Here is a 21,271-nt window from a genome sequence, read left to right as displayed (position 1 = left end):
CGCAAGACAGACCGCGCAAGATAGGGAGAAAGGCGGATGGGAATCGCGTTCGGAATCGTCGGGCTGTTCTGCGCCGGGCTGGTGGTGCTGCTGCAGGCCAGCTTCCGCAGGGACCGGTCGTTCTCGGACTACGCGGTGGGCGGCCGGTCCTACGGTGCGTGGCTGCAATCCATGTCCTTTCTGAACAGTTGGTGGCCCGGCGGCCTGCTGCTGTCGCTGACCGGCATGGCGCTGGGCAGCGGGGTGGTGGCCTTCTACATGCCGATCTACAGCCTGCTGACCGTGATGCTGATGTATGTGATGGCACGGCGGGTCTGGCTGTGGGGGGCGGCGAACGACCTGAAGACCCAGGCCGACCTGCTGCGGCTGCGCTATGATTCCACGGCGCTGGCGGTGACGTCGTCGGTCATCAGCGTCATCTCGATCCTGCCCTGGCTGGTGCTGGGCTTCAAAAGCCTGGGGGCGATGTTCGCCGCCCTGTCCCTGGGCGCGCTGACGCCCGGCCAGTCCGTGGCCTGCGGCGTGGCGCTGATCCTGGTGCGGCAGGTCTGGACCATCCGCATGGGCATGCGCGGGCTGGTCATTTCCGACATGTATCAGGGGCTGGTCGCCTATGTCGGCGGCACCGCGCTGATCCTGGGGCTGATCGCCTGGCTGGCCGGGCAGGGGGTCTCTCCCGGCCACCTGCCCGCCCGGCTGCTCGGCGTGCCGGGCACGAGCACGAGCATGGGTACGGGGGCGGTCGGCGGTCCACTGACGCTGTTTTCGATGATCCTGACCGGCTCGATCGGCGGCTGGTGCTGGCCGCCGATCTTCGTGCGGCTCTACACCGCCGACAGCGTGCGCAGCATGCTGCGCGCGGGCGTGTTCAGCGCGCCGCTGTCGCTGCTGTTCTCGATGGCGCTCGTGGTGCTGGGGCTGATGGCGGCCGGGTTGCCGGCGCTGCATGCCGATCCGGACATGGCCTGGTTCACGGTTGCCGGCCTTGCGGCCGGGCCGGTCGGGCTGGGCCTGGCCGGCACGGTGATGCTGGCGGCGACGATGGGCGGGGTGGATGCGATCATCCAGGCGATGGGCACCCAGGTGGCCAACGACATCGTCGGCGCGGGCCGCGTCTTGCCCTACCGAACGTCGATCCTGACGGCCAAGGGGACCATGGTCGTCGCCACCGCGCTGGCGGCGGGCATCGCCTGCCTGCCCATCGCGCACCTGTCGGTGCTGGCGCTGCTGTCCTATCAGGGCATCATCCAGGTCGCGGTGGCGCAATATGGCGGCCTGTTCTGGCGGCGCGGCACCGCCGCCGCCGGCATCGCCGGAATGATCGCGGGCTTTCTGACCGCCATCCTGCTGGAAACGGTGCTCCATGCGGCCACCGGCTGGTTCTGGGGACTGAGTTCCGGCGTGATCGGCCTTGCGGTCAATGCCGCCACCTATGCCGCCCTGTCGCTGCTGGTCCCGCAGCGGACGGCCGAAACCCGCCGCGTCGCCCTGCTGTTCGCCGGCACCGGCCAGCCGCGGGCGGATGCGGACGCCGCCCCCGGCCAGGCCGCGCCCGCCACCCTGGCCCATGGAGACGCCTCATGACCCCGCCGCGCCCCCGCGCCCTGCCGATCGTCGCCTGGATGGCCGGCAACGTCGCCGCCGCCCTGCTGCCGCCGGTCTATCTGTCGCTGGGCACACCCGCTCCGGTGCTGCCGGGCGTACCCTGCTCGATCGCCTATTTCGTGACGCTGGGCCTGTCGATCGTCTGCTGCCTGCTGGCCGCCTATCGCGACGACGAGAAACGCGGCTATTTCGCCACCTGCCGCCTGCCCGGCCGGACCGATCCGCCATGACACACCCGCCGGCCCCGGCTTGGCATCAGGCCACCGCCTCCGCAACGATATCCGGAAACTGTCCGATCACCCGCACATAGGCAATGGCGAATAGGCAATGGCGAAATCGGCAGGCGTGGCTCGGGCCCGCTCCCAATCGCGCAGGGCGTCCGCCGGCACGCGGAAACGTTCGGCAAATGCGGCCTGCGTCAGACCCAGGCCAGTCCGCGTTATGCGGATCAGCCGGGCGCGCTGGCCACGCTCCATCCCCTCCAGGGCCACAGCCCCATCTTCCGGGTCACTCGGGCCAAAGGGGAGAACGATAGGCTTTTTCTTCACCTTTGTTGCGCTTCGGCGCGATCACGTTCGTTTTGAGACGCGCAATCCCCCGCCAGCGCGCACCGCTTGCACACCTCGAATAATTTGATCCGTGAACGCTGAACTGAATTGCCCGCGGGGCGTCCGATCTTCCAATGTATAAGAAAATTCCTGCACGTCGGCATTCATCTCATCGACCATGACCCATAGGGGGATGTGGGTATCGAGATTAGCGCGACGTGCCTCGGTTTCTGGTATCGCGATAGCTTTCCGCTCCAGGGAAGGCTCCTTGCTGGTAATCGGTGCAATAAACAGCACGTGATTACCATCCCGATCTGCGACGACCAGAACCACGCAACTCGGTCTCTTTTTCCGGCCTTCCGTCTCGCCCCGGTCGGCCTGCCATAGCCAAAGATAGTGATAATCGATGATTTGACCGGACTTTGGAAAATCACCGGCCATCAAAATGATCCTTGACGCCCTTATCCCAAAGGGCACCCAGATCGTCCGGCATATCAGCTACGCTCAGCGCAGTTTGGCGGCTCACGCCTTGCGTCAGACTCTTGTAGCATTCCATCGACATGATGACATAGCGCGGCTTCCGATGTTTGGTAATCGCCACTGGGGCGATCGTCGCCGCTTCGAACAGGTCACCCGTGCTGCGCGTGAGATCTCCTGCTGTGAACTCCCTCATCACCCCCTCCGGTAATCAGAATATTCATAATATGCGTAATTTCTTAATATCCTGCAAGAGGGATCTGCTATGCGGGGACTTAATCTAAAAAACCCGTTCCGACCTTCGAAGCGGGCCTTGGTCGAACGGATTGGCGAAGATGTCCTCTCCCTCGACATGCAGAAGACGGTCCGGCGGCGCGCTGCCGGACCGTCTGACGAGTGGCATGACGACCCGGCCCACGCTGCGGTCCAGGCGAGTGCTCTGGATCTGGACGACGAACGAGATGTCCCGGTTACGTCCGGGGTTCCGGTAGATCGTAAATTGCGCCATCGGATCAGAGCGTCGAGAATTCGTCGCTCAGGAAGCCATGATCGTGCTGTCGTGGTGGACGGCTACATAATGGGCAGCCTGAAAACTGGGGTTCCAGCCGGAACTCTTTATGGCTTTCGGGCAGAAATCATGTGCAGTCCGCCAGCCTGCCGGTCGCAATCGACCGTAAAGCCAATTCGCTCCAGTTCGGCAGCCTGCTCCGCCGGGGCAAGCCGCAACTTCCGATAGCGGCTTTTTTCGAAGGTCCATCCTTCGCCGTCGCGAACGTGGATCAGGTCGTTCACAACGACATGGTCGGCTTCGTATTCCAGAAAGCATGTCATGATGCGCCGCTCGTCGGCCCGAACAGGCAGAAAGCGATCGAGCCCTTCGCGTTCATGCGAGAGATCACGAAAGGTCAGAACGAAGCGCCCACCGGGTGCCAGTGCCGCATAGGCGTCCCGGTAGAGTTTCGTCACATCGGACCGCTCATCCAGATGCGTCAGAGTATCGCCCATGCAAATGATGGCATTCACAGAGCCGCTTTCAACGCACGTTGGAAAATTACGAAGATCGGCAAGAACCGTTCGAATAGGCTCATCGGCCCGTGCCGCTTCCAGTTCCGCCAGCAGGGCATTGCTCGCATCGACCGCAATGACGGTCTTGTAGCCGAGGCGCGCGAGAGCGAATGATTGATAGCCAGGGCCGCATCCAAGATCGACGGCTATGTCCTTCGGACCGTCATCCAACCCCGCTTCGGCGAGAAGTAATTTCTGTTCGTCAATTTTTGCATTCAGGGTCAGACCGCTCATCCATGAATAATGCCGAGCCAGAAGCTCATCATAGTGACGTGTTGCCTGGCTCATGGATGTCATCGCCCGCATGTGCAGTTCTTCGCTTCAATCACTGTAAAGGCAAATACCCGCTTGGCCTGCGCTCGCGCATCCACCGCAAAAGGCAGGCAGGGAAGGCCCTGCCGCGACATATTGCTCGCGCCAACGGCCGCAAGTCGAAGGTCCGTTCTGGCGTCGAGCATGCCTTCGCCTTTGAAAAAGGGCCGATGGGGCTCGTCGTGCGAACGATCGACCTCGCCTGGGCAACGGTGAAGATTGGTATGGTCAACTTGGTCTACAACATGAACCGCGCTGTCTGGCTGCACAGGACAAGCGCCCTGACAACCTGAAAGAGCCCAGCCAGCCTCCAGTCGTCAAAAAATATCCAACCCATTCGGGATGGGCAAAGCGCCCCAGACGGAATCTATCATCCTCCGTAGAAACAAAACGGGTTTTTTGGAGGTGTCCAGTTGATTAAGCGGGACACGTCTCCGCCTCGGCGCCGATCTCCGCAAAGCTTTTGATCGGCACCGCATGGTCAGGAAACCTTGCGACGATTTGAAGTTCACCCCCCATCGCCTCGATATAGCTGCGCAGCGTGCTGATATACATGTCGGCGCGCTTTTCCATCTTGGCGACAGATGCCTGGTTGACCCCCAGAAGCTCCGCGATCTGCTTTTGTGACATGACATGAGCGCGCCGAAGTTCGGCAAGGTCCATGGCATCGGACATTGCCTTTGCCTTGACTTCGGCCCGTACCCGAGACGCCGGCGACATCTTCGCCCCAAGAGAGGCCAGTGTTTTGCGATCTGTCATATCAGCTTCTCCTGTCTGAGGGTTGCAAGGTGCGTGTCGTATAGATCATCGGCTATTGGCGTCATTCGCTCGTAAAAGCGGTCATCACCAGTTTTATCTCCTCCAATCAGAAGGATAGCGGCACGGCGGGGATCGAACGCATAGAATATCCGAATGGGCCTACCACCGCTCTGAATCCGTAATTCACGCATATGACTATGACGAGACCCGCTGATACCTGACGACATTGGATGTCGCAGACTCGGACCTCGCTCCTCAAGAAGCAGCCCTGACGCGTATACGTCCTCGCGCTCAGTCTCGGTCAGAGAAGCAAACCAATCTTCGAACTCATCAGTATGCTCGACCAACCAGACCATGGCGGGAACATATATGCACTCCAGGGCATATTCAAGCCTTATCGATCTGTCTCTATGCGTCTGGGCATGCCCCGAAGCGTTACAAGATCTTCCTCACCCCCACCCCGGAGCGAAGCCATGATCCGCGGCCTCATGCGCCATGCGGCCCTGTTCGTCTTGATCCCGCTGTCTGCGTGGGCAATCCGAGCGGCGGCCCGGCTCGGACGGCTGACCGTCCGCCTGGAGCGGCGGGAGGGCGCGTTATGAACGAACAGATGCGCGCGTTCCCGACCGGATGCAGGACATGACCCTGACCAGTCAGGAACGGAATATCGTTCTGGAACTGCGCGACCCCAGCGTCCTGCTGCACGACGCGCTGCTACCCCGTCTGATCCTTCTGCCAGATGCCCGCCGTCCCGATGGCGAATGGCGCGAATCGTCTCTCACCCAGTCTGAAGCACCCCCAGCGTATCATGCGCTATCGTGGGTTTTGTCATGGGTAAGAAATCGTCACTTCTAAAAAAGTGGCTGTTTTCTGCTATTTTTTAAGGATATGTGGCGGACTCGAAAGGATTCGAACCTTCGACCTTCGCCTTCGGAGGGCGACGCTCTATCCAGCTGAGCTACGAGTCCAGAGACGCCTCCATAGCCCGAGTTGTTTTCCGGCGCCAGACCTGCCGGGGATTTATTTTCGCCAGGCTTATTCCCCGGCCAGGTCGGCCAGGCCGGGGGCCGCGTCGCCGCCCGAGGGCAGCCATCGGTCGGGATCGGCGATCCATTGCGCGATGTCGGCCAGCGCGGCATCGCGCGTGCGGCTGCGCAGCAGCAGGTGATAGCCGCCGGGCAGGTAGTCGCGCCGGACCGCGGCGGGCAGGCCGCGCCACAGCGCCGCCATGGCGGCGGGCGGGACCAACTGGTCGCGCCCGCCATAGAGCAGCAGCGCCGGCCCGCGCAGCCGGGGGGCCGCATCGGCGGCCCGGTCCATCAGCGACGCCAGGCCGGACAGGGCCGGCATCCGCGTCGCGCGCAGGGTCAGCGGGTCGAAATACAGGCGGCGCATCGCCGCCATGTCGTCCCCCGCCACCACATGGACCGGCAATTCATGCCCGGTGACCCGCCAGGACGGCGCGACGGCGGCGAAAAGATCCAGCGTGGCGCGGGTCCCCATGCCCAGCCTCCACACCGCCGGGGCCAGCAGGATCGTGCCGGCGACATGCGGCGCGCCGGGCTGCGCCATCAGGCACACCAGCACCGCGCCGCCCATGCTCTCGCCCATCAGATAGAGCGGCACGCCCGGATGGCGGGCGGCGACCAGGCGGGCCTCGTCCGCCGCGTCGCGGACCAGTTGCCCGGCGCCGGCCCACGCGCCGCGATCGGGCATGCCGCCGAAACCCCGCAGGTCGGGGGCATAGACGGTGATGCCCCGCGCGGCGAGGGCCGGTCCGGCCGGCTCCCAGGCGTCGCGGCTGTCATCGAATCCGTGCAGCGCCAGAACGACCGCCCGCTCGGGGCCCCGCGCCCGCCACAGCCGGGTGGGCGCGCGCGTCCCGTCGGCCAGGACCAGGACAAGGTCGGGCGGGACCAGGCGCCCGTCCGCCGCCCATCGCGCGGGCGGGACCGGGGTGGGCGGGTCGCGCAGCGCGCAGCCGGCCAGGACCGCGGCCAGAAGGCCGAGCCGGAAAGACGCATGAAGCAGGGGTGACAGGCGGAGGTTTGAAAGCACGGCGATCCTGCGTATCATCCCCCGACCATCCTGGCCATCGGCCACGAGAACAGGCGGAGCGAACATCATGCAGGTCCAGACCCAGTATCCGACGCCGACGCCCCAACTGGGGCATGTCGAAACCGTGATCGTGCAGTCCCGCACCCCGGCCTGCGACGGGGGCGCGGGGGCGCTGGGCCATCCGCGCGTGTGGCTGCGCATCGCCGCCCACCAGACGTTCTGCCCCTATTGCTCGCGCCTGTTCGTGCTGAATCCCGACGCGGTGGACGAGGCCGCGCACTGATCGAACGACGATGTCCGACAACGCCCCGATTCACCTGATCCTGGTCGACGGATCGGGGTTCATCTTCCGCGCCTATCATGCCCTGCCGCCGATGACCGCGCCCGACGGCACGCCCGTCAACGCGGTGTTCGGCTTCACCAACATGCTGGCGCGCCTGCTGCGCGACCATGCGGGCACGCACCTGGCGGTGATCTTCGACGCGGGGCGGAAGACCTTCCGCAACGAAATCTACGACCAGTACAAGGCCCACCGCCCCGAACCGCCCGAGGATCTGCGTCCGCAATTCGGCCTGGTGCGCGCCGCGACGGCGGCATTCGGCGTGCCGGGGATCGAGGAACCGGGCTGGGAGGCCGACGACCTGATCGCCGCCTATGCCCGGCACGTGACCGAGGCCGGCGGACGCTGCACCGTCGTGTCGTCCGACAAGGACCTGATGCAGCTCATCCGCCCCGGGGTGGAAATGATGGACCCGATCCGCCAAAAACCGATCGGGCTGAAGGAGGTCGAGGCCAAGTTCGGCGTGACCCCGGACAAGGTGATCGACGTGCAGGCGCTGATCGGCGATTCGGTCGACAACGTGCCGGGCGTGCCGGGGATCGGGCCCAAGACCGCCTCGGCGCTGATCGCGGAATATGGCTCGCTGGACGCGATCCTGGCGGGGGCGGCGGCGATGAAGCCGTCCAGGCGCCGCGACAACCTGATCGAATATGCCGACAAGGCCCGGCTGTCGCGCGACCTGGTGACCCTGCGCGCCGACGCGCCCTGCCCATTGCCGCTGGACGCGCTGATCTGCCGCGAACCGGACGAGGCGCTGCTGGGGGAATGGCTGCAAAGGATGGGGTTCCGCTCCATCCTGCACCGGATGGGGGTCAAGGACTCGGCGGCCGCGGTCGGCGTGGCGATACCGGCGCCCGCCCCCAGTCTAGTCTCTTCTCCGGCATCCTCTTCCGCTTCATCTCCTGTCTCTGCGGACGCGGCGCCCGACCAGGCGCCCTATGGACCGTACGAGACGGTGACCAGCGCCGAGGCGCTGGAACGCTGGCTGGCCGAGGCGCGCGCCGCCGGCTTCTGCGCGCTGGATACCGAAACCGACGGGCTGGACCCGCTGCGCGCCGGGCTGGTGGGGATTTCGCTGGCGGTGGCGCCCGGCCGCGCCTGCTACATCCCCCTGGCGCACCAGGCCGAGCCGCAATTGCTGCCCGAGGACGGCGCGCAGGACCCGGCGGCGGTGCAGTTGCCCGCCGGCCTGGTGCTGGCGCTGCTGGGGCCGCTGCTGGCGGACCCGTCGGTGCTCAAGATCTTCCAGAACGCCAAGTTCGACCTGCTGGTGCTGACCCGCGCGGGCGCGCCGCAGCCGGCGCCGGTCGACGATACGATGCTGATCGCCTACGCCCAGTTCGCCGGCAAGCACGGCCAGGGCATGGACGAATTGTCGCGCCTGTACCTGGGTCACGCCCCGATCCCCTATGACGCGGTAACGGGCACCGGGCGCAACCGCATCCCCTTCGCCCGGGTCGACCTGGCCCGGGCCACCGCCTATGCCGCCGAGGACGCGGACGTGACCCTGCGCCTGTGGCTGGCGCTGCGGCCGCAATTGCGCATCCACCGCTCGCTGGCGTTGTACGAGGCACTGGAACGGCCGCTGGTGGCGGTGCTGGCGGACATGGAACGGACCGGCATCGCCATCGACGTGGCCGAACTGCGCCGCCTGTCGGCCGATTTCGCCGCCCGCATGGCCGAGATGGAGACCGAGATCCACCGCCTGGCCGGCCGGCCGTTCAATGTCGGCTCGCCCAAGCAGCTCGGCGAGATCCTGTTCGACGAGATGGGACTGCCGGGCGGCAAGCGGATGAAATCCGGCGCCTGGGGCACCGATTCGTCGGTCCTGCAGGATCTGTCCGACCAGGGGCACGACCTGCCGGGGCGGATCCTGGCCTGGCGGCAGCTCGCCAAGCTGAAATCGACCTATGCCGACGCGCTGGTGGGCCAGGCGGACCCCGGGACGGCGCGCGTGCATACCTCGTTCCAGATGGCCATCACCTCGACCGGGCGGCTTTCATCCAACGAGCCGAACCTGCAGAACATCCCCATCCGGACCGAGGAAGGCGGCCGCATCCGCCGCGCCTTCGTCGCCGGACCGGGGCAGGTGCTGCTGTCGGCCGATTATTCGCAGATCGAATTGCGGCTGCTGGCCCACGTGGCCAACATCCCCGCGTTGCGCGAGGCTTTCGCGCTGGGGCAGGACATCCATGCCCGCACCGCCTCCGAGGTGTTCGGCATCCCGATCGAAGGCATGGACCCCCTGACCCGCCGCCGGGCCAAGGCGATCAATTTCGGCATCATCTACGGCATCAGCGCGTTCGGGCTGGGGCGGCAGCTCGGTATTCCGCCGGGCGAGGCGCGCTCCTATATCGATGCCTATTTCGCGCGCTATCCGGGCATTCGCGACTATATGGAACGGATCAAGGACGAGGCACGGCGCCAGGGCTATGTCACCACCCCGTTCGGGCGGCGCTGCTGGGTGCCGGGCATCGCCGAGAAGAACGCGGCGCGCCGCGCCTATGCCGAGCGGCAGGCGATCAACGCGCCGCTGCAGGGCGGGGCGGCCGACATCATCAAGCGCGCGATGGTCCGGCTGCCGCAGGCGCTGGCGGCGGCCAGCCTGGACGGGCGGCTGCTGCTGCAGGTCCATGACGAACTTCTGTTCGAGGTCCGGGCGGACCAGCAGGAAACGCTGGGCGCCCTGGTGAAACAGGTCATGGAATCGGCGGCCAGCCTGACGGTGCCGCTGGTGGTCGAGACCGGGGCCGGAGCGAATTGGGCGGACGCGCATTGATGCAGGACAGGGACAGGCGGCGGCTGATCATAGGGGGCGTCATCGCGCTGGCCGCGGTGGTGGGCGGGTACGGCACCTTTCGGATCATGGACCGGATGGGCCCGATCCTCTCGACCTACGGCAACGAGATCGGCGGGTCGTTCCGTCTGATCAGCGCCGCCGACGGCGAAGTGGCGGATACCGATTTCCTGGGCCGCTGGATGCTGGTCTATTTCGGCTACACCCATTGCCCGGACACGCAATGCGGGGCGACGCTGCACGCGATGGCCGGGGCGATGGACCTGATGGGCGCGCAGGCGCGGCTGGTGGCGCCGCTGTTCATCTCGGTCGATCCGATGCGCGATACGGCCGAACTGCTGCGGGCCTACACGCTGCGCTTCGGGCCGCACATCATCGCGCTCACCGGCGCGCCGAACATGATCAAGGCCGTGACGGCCGAATACCATGCCCCCTATGTCCGGCACCCAGGCACCAACGGCGACTACGCCATGGAGCCGTCACCGCGCATCGTCATCATGTCGCCCGAGGGCCGCTATGCCGGGACGGTCGAGGCCACGGCCACCGCCGGCCAGATCGCCGACCGCCTGCGCAGCCTGATGGCGACGCAATAAGAGTGGCAGGCGCGCGCGCGCGGTGCCTGGCCGCGGCCGGGGCGTTGCTGGTGGGGGCGTTGCTGGCGGGGGCGGCGTGCGGCGCGGCGCGTGCCCAGACGGCTCCCCCCACCGTCGGAGACGGCATCACCCTGGGCAGCCCGCACCGGGGCGGCACCCTGCGGCTGACCGCCTCGTCCTCGGGCGGCACCGTCGATCCGCAGATCAACTACACGTCGCAATACGCACAGCTTTTCTATGTGCTGTATGACGGGCTGCTGACCTTCCGCAAGGCGGATGGCGAAGCCGGCAACACGGTGGTGGCCGACCTGGCCGAGCGCGTGCCGGCGCCCGAGGATGGCGGTCGCACCTGGCGCTTCACCCTGCGGGCCGGCCTGCATTTCTCCGACGGGCAGCCGATCACGGTGGCGGACGTCGCGGCATCGTTCCGCCGGCTGTTCCGGGTGGGCAGCCCGACGGCGGGGGCGTTCTACGGCGCGATCATCGGCGGCGATCAGTGTCTGCGCGATCCGGCGCACTGCACCTTGCAAGGCGGGCTCGAAACCGATGACGCGACGCGCAGCGTGGTCTTCCACCTGCGCCAGCCCGACGCGGAATTCCTGCAGAAGCTGGCCTTTCCCCACGCGGTGATCCTGCCGGCCGCGACCCCCGGCCATGATCTGGGCAATGTGCCGGCCCCGACCACCGGCCCGTACATGTTCGCGTCCTACGACCCGGACCGGGGCGCCGTGCTGGTGCGCAATCCCCATTTCCGGGTCTGGAGCGCCGACGCCCAGCCCGACGGGTTCGCCGACCGGATCCAGTACGATTTCGGCCTGCCGGACGAGGCCGAGGTCACGGCGGTGGAAAACGGCCAATATGACTGGATGTTCGACATGAAGCCGCTGGACCGGCTGGGCGAGCTGGGCGCGCGCCATACGGCGCAGGTCCATATCCGCCCGCTCTACGGCATCTATTACGCGCCCATGAACGTGAACATCCCGCCCTTCGACAACCCCCTGGCACGGCAGGCGGTGTCCTACGCGCTGGACCGGCGGGCCATGACCATCCTGTATGGCGGGGCGGCGGTGGCCGGGCCGCTCTGCGGCATGGTACCGCCGGGCATTCCCGGCGCGCTGTCCGACTGCGCCTATACCGCCGGGGCCGACCCCGACGATCCGGCCCCGTCCTGGCGGGGGCCGGACCTGGCGCGGGCCCGCGCCCTGGTGGCGCAGAGCGGCACGGCCGGCCAGGCCGTCACGGTGGTGGCGGAAAACACCGCGATCGACATGAGCATGGGCGTGTGGCTGCGCAACATGCTGCAATCCATCGGCTATCGCGCCAGCGTCAAGACATTGGCGCACGGCATGCAGTTCAGCTACATCCAGAACACCGCCAACCACGTGCAGATCAGCATCTCCGACTGGTTCGCGGATTATCCCTCGGCCTCGAATTTCCTCGACGACCTGTTCGGTTGCGAGAATTTCCATCCCGGCAGCGACAATTCGATCAATATCGCGGGCTATTGCAATGCCCGGGTGCAGGCGGTGATGGACCGGGCCAAACAGACCTCCGACCCGGCCGAAGCCGCCGCCCTGTGGACACAGGCCGGGCGCCTGGTCGACCGGGACGCGCCGGCGGCGCCGATCATCCGCATCAACTATATCGACCTTGTCTCGAAGCGTGTCGGGGGATATTTCTATACCACCTTGTACCATCTTCTGTTTTCACGGGTATGGGTGCGATGAACGACGCGCCAAAGCACGCCCCGGCGCCATTCGCGGAGCAATTCCCCCAGCAATTCCCGGAGCCTTTCGCCGCACGCTCCTCGGGCCCGTGGCGGCGGGCGGGGCGCGCCCTGGCGCGCAACCGCGCGGCGATGCTCTCGCTGGCGGTGCTGCTGGCGATCGGCCTGGCCTGCCTGGCCGCACCGCTCTACGCCCGCTACCTGGCGCACACCGATCCGTTCACCTCCAACGTCGCCGGCACGCTGCTGCTGGACGGGCGGCAGGTCGACATCATGCAGCCCAACGACAACCCGCTGCATCTGGGCCTGTCGCCGATCGGCCCGACCTGGCGCATGTCGGCCGACCTGCTGGGGGCCGACAGCCAGGGGCGCGACGTGGCGGCGCGGCTGCTCTATGGCGGACGCAATTCGCTGCTGATCTCCCTCTGCGCCGCCATGCTGTGCATCGGGCTGGCGGCGGCGGTGGGCATCGTCGCGGGCTATGCCGGCGGGGTGGTCGATGCGGTGCTGTCGCGCCTGATGGACATCATGTGGGCGGTGCCGGTCTATCTGTTCGCCATCTCGCTCTCCATCGTCACCGTCAGCCAGGGGCTGCGCCTGGGGCCGGTGACGATCGCCAGCGACAACGTGCTGATTCCCATCTGCATCATCGCACTGGTCTACGTGCCCTATGTCGCGCGGCCGGTGCGCGGGCGGGTGATGGCGCTGCGCCGCGCGGAATTCGTGACCGCCGCGCGGGGGCTGGGGGTGCCGGCCCATCGCATCGTGCTGCGCGACATCCTGCCCAACGTCGCCGGCACGCTGGTGGTGCTGGCGCCGCTGGTGATGGCGCTGGCGCTGATGGCGGAATCGGCCCTGTCCTTCCTGTCGATCGGGGTGCAGGCGCCGGCGGCGTCGTGGGGGACGATCATCCAGGACGGCGAGGGGCTGATCTACACCCGCCCGATGGTGGCCGTCGCGCCGGGGTTGGCGATCGTCGCCGTGGTGCTGGCGCTGAACGTCCTGGGCGACGGCATGCGCGATGCGCTGGACGTCCGCGATGCCGGCCGGGGGGGCGGCTGATGGCGATGGCGATCGTACGGCGGCTGGGCCAGACGCTGTTCGTGCTGTTCGGCATTTCCGTGCTGATCTTCCTGGTCTTCTTCGCCACCCCGGGGTCGGACCCCACGGCGCGCATCGCCGGGCGCAACGCATCGCCCGAAACGATGGCGCGGGTGCGCGTCGAATACGGCTTCGACCGGCCCTTGCCCGTCCAGTACTGGCGGATGATGGAAAAACTGTTCGTCACCCGCGACCTGACCTCCTACGTCAACCGGGGCGAGAAAGTGGTGCCGGAAGTGCTGCAGGCCGCGCCTGTGACCCTGTCGCTGGTCTCGGGCGCCGCGGTGATCTGGGTGGCGGCGTCGGTGGCGATGGGCACGCTCGCGGCCGCCCTGCGCGGCGGCTGGGTCGATCGCGGCCTGATGATGCTGGGGCTGGTGGGGATCTCGATCCCGGTCTTCTGGCTGGGGCAGGTGGTGAACCTGGTCACCCAGAGCCGCTATCACGAAACCTGGCTGTTCTCCTGGGTGCCGGGGCTGGGCTACGTGCCGTTCAGCCAGGATCCGCTGGGCTGGTTCCGCGCGCTGGTGCTGCCATGGATCACCCTGGCGGTGCTGTTCGTCGGCCTCTACAGCCGCGTGCTGCGCGCCGACCTGGTCGCGACGCAGGCCGAGGATTTCATGCGCACCGCGCGCGCCAAGGGCCTGTCGCCGGCGCGGGTCCTGCTGGCGCACGGGCTGCGGACGTCGATGATCAGCTTCGTGTCCCTGTTCGGGCTGGATTTCGCGCAACTGGTCGGCGGCGGCGCCCTGCTGACCGAAGTGGTGTTCGGCCTGCAGGGGGTCGGGCGGCTGACCTATCAGGCGCTGGCCAACCTGGACCTGCCGCTGATCATGGCGACGGTGATGTATTCGGCGGTGTTCGTCGTCATCGCCAACGCGGTGGTCGATCTGCTCTATCTGCTGCTGGACCCGAGGGTGCGTGATGGTTACTGACGCGCGAGGGCGCGCGATGGACACTGACGCGCGAGAGCGCGCGATGGACGCCGATCCCGACATTCTGCTGTCGGTCCGCGACCTGACGGTGGCGCTGCCCGTCGGCGGGCGCATGGTCGACGTGATCGATTCCGTGTCGTTCACGCTGGGCGCGCGGGAAATATTGGGCATCGTCGGCGAGTCCGGATCGGGCAAGAGCATGACCGCGCTGGCGCTGATGGGCCTGATCGACGCGCCGGGCGCGCGTGTTACCGGCTCGGCGCGCTTCAAGGGCCGCGAACTGGTGGGCCTGCCGCAGCGCGCCTTCCGCGCCCTGCGCGGCCGCGACATCGCAATGATCTTCCAGGACCCGATGACGGCCTTCACCCCCGTCTATACCGTCGGCTGGCAGATCGACGAGCAGATCCGCGCCCACCAGCGGATCGGCCGGCACGCGGCCCGGGCGCGCACCATCCGCCTGCTGGGCGACATGGGCGTGCCGGACCCGGAACGGGTGGCCGGGCGCTATCCGCACCAATTGTCGGGCGGCCTGCGCCAGCGGGCGATGATCGCCATGGCGCTGTCCTGCAACCCGGCGCTGCTGATCGCCGACGAACCGACCACCGCGCTGGACGTGACGGTGCAGGCGCAGATCCTCGACCTGCTGCGCACCCTGCGGCGGGAATACGGCTCGTCGGTGCTGCTGATCACCCACGACATGGGCGTGGTGGCCGAAACCTGCGACCGCATGATGGTGATGTATGCCGGCAGGGTCGCCGAGCGTGGGCCGACCGATGCGGTCCTCGCCCGACCCGGCCACCCTTATACCGCGGCATTGCTGGATTCGATCCCGCCGCTGCACGGCCCGCGCCCGCCGCGCCTGCCCTCGATCCAGGGGGCGCCGCCTGTGCCCGCCGACCGGCCGGCCGGCTGCGCCTTCGCGCCGCGCTGTTCCCATGCCCATGCCGCCTGCGCCGTCCGCCCCCCGCTGGCGGCCTGCGGCATGCAGGACGTGGCCTGCGTGCTGCCGGCCGAAGGCCGTCCCCTGCCGCCACGGCCGGTCATGGAGGCGCACGCATGACGGCCGTTCCACCGGCCACGGCCCCGCTGATCGCGGCGCGCGGCCTGCACATGGCCTATCGCGTCGGGCGCGGGCAGATGCTGCGCGCGTTGGATGGGGTGTCGCTGGCGGTACAGCCCGGCGAGGTGCTGGGGCTGGTCGGCGAATCCGGCTGCGGCAAATCGACGCTGGGGCGGTGCCTGCTGCGGCTGGCGCGCCCCACGGCGGGGCAGGTCCTGTTCGACGGCACCGACATCACGGCCCTGCCCGAGCGCGCGCTGCGCCCGCTGCGGCAGGGCATGCAGATGGTGTTCCAGGATTCCCAGGCCGCGCTCAACCCGCGCCGGCGCGCGGGCGACCTGATCGCCGAGCCGCTGCGCGTGCACCGCACGCCCGACGGACGCCGGCGCGGCGCGGCCGAAATCGCCGCCCGGCTGGCCGAGCTGATGGAGCTGGTGGGCCTGCCGCAGGCGGCGCTGGCCCGCTATCCGCACGAATTCTCGGGCGGCCAGCGGCAGCGCATCAATATCGCCCGCGCCCTGGCGCTGTCCCCCCGGCTGGTGGTGGCGGACGAGCCCGTTTCGGCCCTGGACGTGTCGATCCAGGCGCAGATCGTCAATTTGTTCGCCGACCTGCGCGACCGGCTGGGCCTGACCTACGTCTTCATCGCGCATGACCTGGCGGTGGTGCGGCAGATCTCGACCCGCGTCGCGGTGATGTATCTGGGGGCGATCGTCGAAATCGGTCCTGCCGACACGGTGCTTCACACGCCGGCGCATCCCTACACGGCGGCCCTGCTGGCGGCGGTTCCCATGGTGGCGTTCCCTGAAGCGTCCCCTGGGGCAACGACACGCGCGGGCGGCCACGCGCCGCCCCTGCGCGGCGACGTGCCCAGCCCGGTGTCGCCGCCGCCCGGCTGCCGCTTCAACACGCGCTGCCCGATCGCGCAGGATCGCTGCCGGACGGAACCGCCGGCCCTGCGCACGGTCGCCGGCCGGTCGGTCGCCTGCCATTTCCCGCTGGGCGGCTGAAACCGGCCGGCCCCGAGGATGCGCTTGCATGCTGTTGCCAATACGTTACGATCCGCCGGGCGGGTGGAGGCATGACGATGGCAGGCGGCTGGATCGGGCGCAGGGACATGATGGCCGGCATCGGCGCCGCCGGCCTGCTGGGCGGACGGGCCCGCGCGGCGGCCCAGCCGTTCCGGTTCCTGACGAACTGGTACGCGCAGGCCGAACATGCGGGGTTCTACCAGGCGGCGGCCAAGGGGTTCTACGCCGCCGAGGGGCTGGACGTGACGATGGAGGCCGGCGGCCCGCAGGTCAACGGCGCGCAATTGCTGCTGGCCGGGCATTACGACATGATCATCGGCGGCGCGGACGAGGCGATGACCGCGCGCAGCCGCGGCATGCCGATGACCGCCGTCGCCACGACCTTCCAGAAATCGCTGGGCGGGCTGCTGGCCCACGCCGATATCGGCCGGCTGGAGGACCTGCGCGGCCACACGATCCTGCTCAGCACCGAGGTACGCGCCGCGGTATGGCCCTATCTGCGCCGGCGCTTCGGGTTCGATGACGGGCAGGTGCGGCCCTACGCCTATGACATCCGGCCCTTCGTGCTGGACCCGGGGGTGGCGATCCAGGCTTTCGCCACCTCGGAACCCTATGCGGTGCAGCAGAAGGGCATCCCGTATAAATTCTTCATGCTGGCCGATTACACCGTCGAAAATTACGGCAACGCGCTGGTGACCACCGAGGCGGTGCTGGGGACCAGGCGCGATGCGATCGCCCGGTTCCTGCGCGCCAGCATGCGCGGCTGGGCCGACTGGCTGGCCCATGATCCGTCGCCCGCCAATGACGCGATCCGCAAGGCCAACCCGATGATGTCCGAGGCGCAGATCCTGTGGTCGCGCGGGATCTTCCTGTCGCTGGGGGTCTTCGGCGCCGCCGGCACGCCGATCGGCCCGATGGCGCCGGCCCGCTGCCGCGCGGTGCGCGACTTCCTGGTCGCCGCCGGCCTGCTGCCGCCGGACGCGGACTGGACCCGCGCCTGCGATTTCTCCTTCAACCCGGCGATGGACGCGCGCCTGCCGGCGATCTGACCTGGAGCGTTCCACCGAACATCGGTTCGGTGGAACGCTCCAGGTTATTGTTTGATCGAGCCTCTTCACCGCTCGAACGAGTCCGTTCGAACGGAATCCGCTCTAATTCTGCCGAAGGGCCCGCGCGGGCTCGGCGCCGGCCACGCGCAAGGTTTGGCCGATCACGGTGATGAGGGCCATTGCCGCGGCGGCCAGGCCGACGGCTATGAAGAATCCGGGCGCCAGTGCGATCCGCTGATCGAACCCGGCCAGCCAGACGCGCATCAGCACCCAGGCGATGGGCCATGCGATCAGGTTGGCCAGCAGGACCGGCCGGATGAATTGCCCGCTCAGCAGCAGCAGGATGTCGCGCGCGCGGGCGCCCATGACCTTGCGGATGGCGATTTCATGCCTCCGGCGCGACAGGGTGAACGCCGACAATCCGTAAAGTCCCAGACAGGCGATCAGGATCGCGATGGCGGCGCCGATCGCGAACAGCCTGCCGTGATTCAGGTCCGCCCGGTAATCGGCGGCGAAAATATCCGGGACGCCGGTGCCGTCGAACGGGACATCGGGCGCGATCGCCCGCCAGGCGGCGCGCAGCCGCCGCATCGCGACGGGCTGGGGCATGCCGGCATAGCGGATGCTGGCCGCCACATAATCGATCGGCCGGCGCGTACCAATGAAGATCAGCGCCTCGACCGGGCTGTGCATGTCGTTGAAGCGTACATCGTCGATCACGCCGATGACCCGGTACGGACGGCCCGTCCCTTCCTCGCGCACCAGCCGGCCGATGGCCTGATCCGGCGTGGCGAAGCCGAAATCATGCGCGGCCAGGCGGCTGATGACGATATTGCGGATCGCATCGCCGCTCTTGCCCGTGTCCGGGTAATCGTCGCCATGGGCCGCGTCGAACAGACGGCCGGCCAGCAGGCGCATATGATAGGTCGCGAAATAATCGGGCGTGGCATACCCCCAGTTCGCCGAAAAGCGGCTGGCCGATCCATCGCGGTACCAATTGTCGGAATCGGACAGATGGTGCGGAAACATGTCCGACCGCGTGGCCGAGACCACGCCCGGCACCTGGCGCAGCCGGTCGACGATGTCGGCCTGCCGCTGGCGCAGGCTGTCGTCGTCCAGGGCTGGAATGACGATGACGCCCTCCTGGCGCAGGCCGCGCTGGGCATCGCGCACGAAGGCGGCCTGGCGGGTCATGACAAGGGTGCAGATCGCCAGGACGATCGCGAAACTGAATTGCAGCACCACCAGCATGTTCCGGACAAGGGCCGCACGCCGGCCGCCGGCCGGCGTGCGGCTGGCGGCCAGGACCGGGGCAGGGCGGAACGCGGCCAGGACCAGCGCGGGATAGAGACCGGCCACCAGCCCCACCGCCAGAACGATCAGGACGATCAGCGGCAGCACGAAGGACATGTCCAACGCCACCGTCCAGCCGCTGAGCGTGTCGATCCAGGCAAGGCCGACCTCGACCATGGCCAGCCCGACGAGGGCGGAACACGCGACCAGGGCCAGGGCCTCGCCCATGAATTGCAGGACCAGCGCGCCGCGTGACGCGCCCATGACCTTGCGGATCGCGACCTCGCGCGCCCGCATGCCGGCGCGGGCGGTCGCCAGGTTGACGTAATTCACGATGGCGGTCGCAAGCGCCGCGATGCCCACCAGTTCGAGAATGGTGACAAGCTGGCGGCTGGTCCCGCTGCCGGTGATCGCGGCGTCATGAAAATGGACGTCCGGCAGGCCGACCAGCGTCAGGCCCGCCCCCGCGAAATCCTGCGCCAGGGCCGTCGCGGGCAGATGGACCGGGTGGCGGGCGACATAGTCATGCAGGCCCACGCCGATGGCGGCGACGGCGGCGGGATCGTCGACCCTGATCCAGATCGCGCCCCACTGGCTGCCCCAGTTGGTAAAGGGCAGCGTTGCGTACTGCTGCGACGGAAAGACGGTCAGGATGCCGAAATCGACGCTGCTGTTCGGGGGCGGGTCGGCATAGACCGCGGTGACGGTCGAGGGCGTATGGTCGTTGTCGATCTGCATCTGCCGGCCGACGGCCTGGACGGTGCCGAAATATCGGCGCGCGATCCGCGCCGGAATGACGATCATGCTCGGGCCGTCCAGATGCCGGCCGCGGGCCGGCCCGGCAACGATCGGCAGCGCGAAGACCGAGAAGAAATCCGGATCGGTCATGGTGACGGTTTCGGCCGCCAGTTGCTGCCCGACCCGGACGGGCATGGACGCGGAAAGCACGCGGACCGCGTGCGCGATGGCGGGAAAATCCTGCTGCAGAAACGGATAGGGCACAAAGCTGCTGCCCGGATTTTCGGACGGCGCACGACCGGCGGGGTGCCAGGACATGTCCAGCCGGTAGAGATGCCGCGCATCGGGAAGGGCGGTATCGAAGGATGTTTCGTACCGGACGATCAGGGCCAGCGTCAGGAACGTCGCGATGCCGCAGGCCAGTCCCAGCACATTGAGCACGGTATAGAGCCGGTGACGCTGCAACTGGCGCCCGAACGTCAGCAGCATGTTCGCGAACATCGCAGATCCTTTCCGGATGACCTTGCGACGAGTGTAACATCCGGACAGAAATTTTCTAACGTGTTGTTATGGAAAGAATTTTATGGAAATTACTCATCGCGCTGTCCGGAACCGGACAGTAAGAAACAACAGGGCACCGCAGGCCGGCCCCGGCCGCCGATAACCGGGGCGAGCAGGCGGGCGTCACGCCCTGGATATTGTGCCGAAGCGGTTTGCGAACAGCAGGGCACCCCATGCGCTGATGCCGTATCCCCAGAGCAGCCATGCGGAAGCGAGACGGCAGGCCTGGTCGCTGCTGGCATAGATGAAGGGAAACCACCGCAGGGCGATCGCATCATACAGCATGGCATCGGCCATCACCACGACGCAGCCGGCCAGGATCTGATTGCCCTGAAGACGCGCCAGGCGACAGATCAGCCAGACACAGCACAGCGCGACCGGAATGCTGGTCAGGAAGCCGATATCGCCGCGCAGGCCCGTCAGGCTGCGGGGAACGGCATGCACGTACCAGGCTGCCAGGGCCCAGAAAAGGAAAGCCACCAGGGAACATGTGATAAGCTGGCTAAAGCGTAGCATCCTTGTTTTCCTTCCGTATGAAGCGGGTGCTACATTATCGAAATGAAGCGGGTGCTACAATCTCCTTGCGGCGAGGATTCAACAGATTTTGATGACGGATGATGCGGCCCCTGGCGACAAGGCGTCGCGGCGCGCGACATTGGCTGGCCAGGCAGCCGAACTGATTTTGCAGAACGGGCTGGGCAATATGGGCCTGCGCGGCCTGGCCAGGCAGTTGCAGACCAGCGACCGCATGCTGCTCTATTATTTCGGGACCAAGGAGGCGCTGGTCATCGAGACCCTGGCCAGGGTCGGAGAAAAATTCCGATCCTTGCTGGGCAGATATAGCGACGGCCCGCGCCTGCCGCCGGGACGTTTCGTCGCGCAGGTGCTGGCGATGGGACGCGATCCGGCGGTCGCCCCCTATATGCGCGTCTGGACCGAACTGATCGCCCGCACGGCGGCCGGCGAGGCGCCGTACGGTACGATCGCGCAGAAGGCGGTCTCGGACTGGCTGACCTGGATCGAGTCACGCCTGGTCCCCGATCCCGCCCATCCGGAACGGCCGGCGGCATTGCTGTCCATTATCGAGGGCGTGACATTCCTGGAAATCGCCAGTCCAGGCGCGACGCGCCAGGTCGAGCAATACCTGACCCAGGCCCTGGACGCGCAATAGGTGTCCGGGCCGGCGTCAGCCGCGCGCGCAGGACGCGCTCGCCGATGCCGCG

General features: G+C 67.4%; 23 protein-coding genes, 1 tRNA gene and 1 pseudogene. 15 read left to right on the top strand and 10 right to left on the bottom strand.

The genetic code is table 11. From position 1 onward, the window contains the following. Positions 1–36 precede the first annotated feature (36 nt). Complete coding sequence (locus AAC691_RS10125; RefSeq protein ID WP_342629952.1) at positions 37–1,584, top strand: sodium:solute symporter family transporter; 1,548 nt, start codon at positions 37–39, stop codon at positions 1,582–1,584. After that, on the top strand, positions 1,581–1,835 hold the full coding sequence (locus AAC691_RS10120) for a hypothetical protein (RefSeq protein WP_176640118.1): 255 nt from the start codon (positions 1,581–1,583) through the stop codon (positions 1,833–1,835). The genes AAC691_RS10125 and AAC691_RS10120 overlap by 4 nt, the downstream gene beginning before the upstream one ends. Before the next feature lie 339 nt (positions 1,836–2,174). Here AAC691_RS10120 and AAC691_RS10115 read toward each other — a convergent pair whose 3' ends face one another. From AAC691_RS10115 to AAC691_RS10100, 4 genes are all read right to left on the bottom strand, one after another. Continuing rightward, positions 2,175–2,594, bottom strand: a complete 420-nt coding sequence (locus tag AAC691_RS10115) for a hypothetical protein (protein WP_342629951.1) — start codon at positions 2,592–2,594, stop codon at positions 2,175–2,177. Beyond that, positions 2,584–2,826, bottom strand: coding sequence for a type II toxin-antitoxin system prevent-host-death family antitoxin (locus tag AAC691_RS10110; RefSeq protein ID WP_342629950.1), 243 nt, complete (start codon positions 2,824–2,826; stop codon positions 2,584–2,586). The genes AAC691_RS10115 and AAC691_RS10110 overlap by 11 nt, the downstream gene beginning before the upstream one ends. Before the next feature lie 84 nt (positions 2,827–2,910). Continuing rightward, positions 2,911–3,138 (bottom strand): CcdB family protein, encoded by a 228-nt coding sequence (locus tag AAC691_RS10105; protein ID WP_342629949.1) that lies wholly within the window; start codon positions 3,136–3,138, stop codon positions 2,911–2,913. A gap of 107 nt (positions 3,139–3,245) precedes the next feature. Further along, positions 3,246–3,929 (bottom strand): class I SAM-dependent methyltransferase, encoded by a 684-nt coding sequence (locus AAC691_RS10100; RefSeq protein WP_342629948.1) that lies wholly within the window; start codon positions 3,927–3,929, stop codon positions 3,246–3,248. Positions 3,930–4,045: 116 nt separating this feature from the next. Between AAC691_RS10100 and AAC691_RS10095 the strand changes: the two are divergent. Further along, positions 4,046–4,300: pseudogene (locus AAC691_RS10095) on the top strand (IS5/IS1182 family transposase); the annotation flags it as partial. A gap of 124 nt (positions 4,301–4,424) precedes the next feature. Here AAC691_RS10095 and AAC691_RS10090 read toward each other — a convergent pair. After that, positions 4,425–4,766, bottom strand: a complete 342-nt coding sequence (locus AAC691_RS10090; RefSeq protein WP_176640124.1) for an XRE family transcriptional regulator — start codon at positions 4,764–4,766, stop codon at positions 4,425–4,427. Further along, on the bottom strand, positions 4,763–5,122 hold the full coding sequence (locus tag AAC691_RS10085; RefSeq protein ID WP_176640125.1) for a type II toxin-antitoxin system RelE/ParE family toxin: 360 nt from the start codon (positions 5,120–5,122) through the stop codon (positions 4,763–4,765). Before AAC691_RS10085 ends, AAC691_RS10090 begins: the two co-directional genes overlap by 4 nt. A 117-nt stretch (positions 5,123–5,239) precedes the next feature. Here AAC691_RS10085 and AAC691_RS10080 point away from each other — a divergent pair, with 117 nt between their 5' ends. Beyond that, positions 5,240–5,368, top strand: a complete 129-nt coding sequence (locus AAC691_RS10080; protein WP_281362781.1) for a hypothetical protein — start codon at positions 5,240–5,242, stop codon at positions 5,366–5,368. Positions 5,369–5,405: 37 nt separating this feature from the next. After that, positions 5,406–5,621, top strand: a complete 216-nt coding sequence (locus tag AAC691_RS10075) for a hypothetical protein (protein ID WP_342629947.1) — start codon at positions 5,406–5,408, stop codon at positions 5,619–5,621. A 36-nt stretch (positions 5,622–5,657) separates the two neighbouring features. On the opposite strand, the gene AAC691_RS10070 is transcribed toward AAC691_RS10075, so the two are convergent. Both AAC691_RS10070 and AAC691_RS10065 read right to left on the bottom strand, forming a co-directional pair. Continuing rightward, positions 5,658–5,734: transfer RNA gene (locus AAC691_RS10070), tRNA-Arg, on the bottom strand. Positions 5,735–5,801: 67 nt separating this feature from the next. Then, entirely contained in the window at positions 5,802–6,842 is a 1,041-nt protein-coding gene (locus tag AAC691_RS10065; protein ID WP_342629946.1) for an alpha/beta fold hydrolase, read from the bottom strand. Between the two features lie 49 nt (positions 6,843–6,891). Here AAC691_RS10065 and AAC691_RS10060 point away from each other — a divergent pair, with 49 nt between their 5' ends. From AAC691_RS10060 to AAC691_RS10020, 9 genes are all read left to right on the top strand, one after another. Next, entirely contained in the window at positions 6,892–7,107 is a 216-nt protein-coding gene (locus AAC691_RS10060; RefSeq protein ID WP_323992395.1) for a zinc-finger domain-containing protein, read from the top strand. Between the two features lie 10 nt (positions 7,108–7,117). Beyond that, positions 7,118–9,943, top strand: a complete 2,826-nt coding sequence (polA, locus tag AAC691_RS10055) for a DNA polymerase I (protein ID WP_342629945.1) — start codon at positions 7,118–7,120, stop codon at positions 9,941–9,943. Further along, the gene (locus AAC691_RS10050) at positions 9,943–10,554 is read left to right on the top strand and encodes an SCO family protein (RefSeq protein WP_342629944.1); all 612 of its coding nucleotides are present in this window, start codon (positions 9,943–9,945) and stop codon (positions 10,552–10,554) included. The genes polA and AAC691_RS10050 overlap by 1 nt, the downstream gene beginning before the upstream one ends. Before the next feature lie 2 nt (positions 10,555–10,556). After that, a complete protein-coding gene (locus AAC691_RS10045; protein WP_408906078.1) occupies positions 10,557–12,281 on the top strand; it encodes an ABC transporter substrate-binding protein in 1,725 nt (574 codons plus the stop codon). A 131-nt stretch (positions 12,282–12,412) separates the two neighbouring features. After that, entirely contained in the window at positions 12,413–13,342 is a 930-nt protein-coding gene (locus AAC691_RS10040; RefSeq protein WP_323993297.1) for an ABC transporter permease, read from the top strand. Beyond that, positions 13,342–14,316: an ABC transporter permease gene (locus AAC691_RS10035; protein WP_342629942.1), complete on the top strand. Its 975-nt coding sequence runs from the start codon at positions 13,342–13,344 to the stop codon at positions 14,314–14,316. The genes AAC691_RS10040 and AAC691_RS10035 overlap by 1 nt, the downstream gene beginning before the upstream one ends. 43 nt (positions 14,317–14,359) lie before the next feature. Next, positions 14,360–15,376, top strand: coding sequence for an ABC transporter ATP-binding protein (locus AAC691_RS10030; protein ID WP_342630186.1), 1,017 nt, complete (start codon positions 14,360–14,362; stop codon positions 15,374–15,376). Continuing rightward, positions 15,373–16,386: an ABC transporter ATP-binding protein gene (locus tag AAC691_RS10025; RefSeq protein WP_342629941.1), complete on the top strand. Its 1,014-nt coding sequence runs from the start codon at positions 15,373–15,375 to the stop codon at positions 16,384–16,386. The genes AAC691_RS10030 and AAC691_RS10025 overlap by 4 nt, the downstream gene beginning before the upstream one ends. 71 nt (positions 16,387–16,457) lie before the next feature. Beyond that, a complete protein-coding gene (locus tag AAC691_RS10020; protein ID WP_342629940.1) occupies positions 16,458–17,456 on the top strand; it encodes an ABC transporter substrate-binding protein in 999 nt (332 codons plus the stop codon). A 102-nt stretch (positions 17,457–17,558) separates the two neighbouring features. Here the strand turns inward: AAC691_RS10020 and AAC691_RS10015 are convergent, their stop codons facing one another. Both AAC691_RS10015 and AAC691_RS10010 read right to left on the bottom strand, forming a co-directional pair. Further along, positions 17,559–19,988, bottom strand: a complete 2,430-nt coding sequence (locus AAC691_RS10015) for an ABC transporter permease (protein ID WP_342629939.1) — start codon at positions 19,986–19,988, stop codon at positions 17,559–17,561. Positions 19,989–20,171: 183 nt separating this feature from the next. After that, positions 20,172–20,564, bottom strand: coding sequence for a DUF5367 family protein (locus tag AAC691_RS10010; protein WP_342629938.1), 393 nt, complete (start codon positions 20,562–20,564; stop codon positions 20,172–20,174). A gap of 91 nt (positions 20,565–20,655) precedes the next feature. On the opposite strand from AAC691_RS10010, the gene AAC691_RS10005 reads away from it, so the two are divergent. After that, entirely contained in the window at positions 20,656–21,219 is a 564-nt protein-coding gene (locus AAC691_RS10005; RefSeq protein WP_342629937.1) for a TetR/AcrR family transcriptional regulator, read from the top strand. The last annotated feature ends 52 nt before the right edge of the window (positions 21,220–21,271 follow it).

It is taken from the genome of Nguyenibacter vanlangensis (genome assembly GCF_038719015.1).
GTDB classification, from domain to species: Bacteria; Pseudomonadota; Alphaproteobacteria; order Acetobacterales; family Acetobacteraceae; genus Gluconacetobacter; species Gluconacetobacter vanlangensis.
The sequence above is the reverse complement of the archived record's forward strand: the minus strand, read 5'-3'. Positions and strand labels throughout refer to the sequence as shown.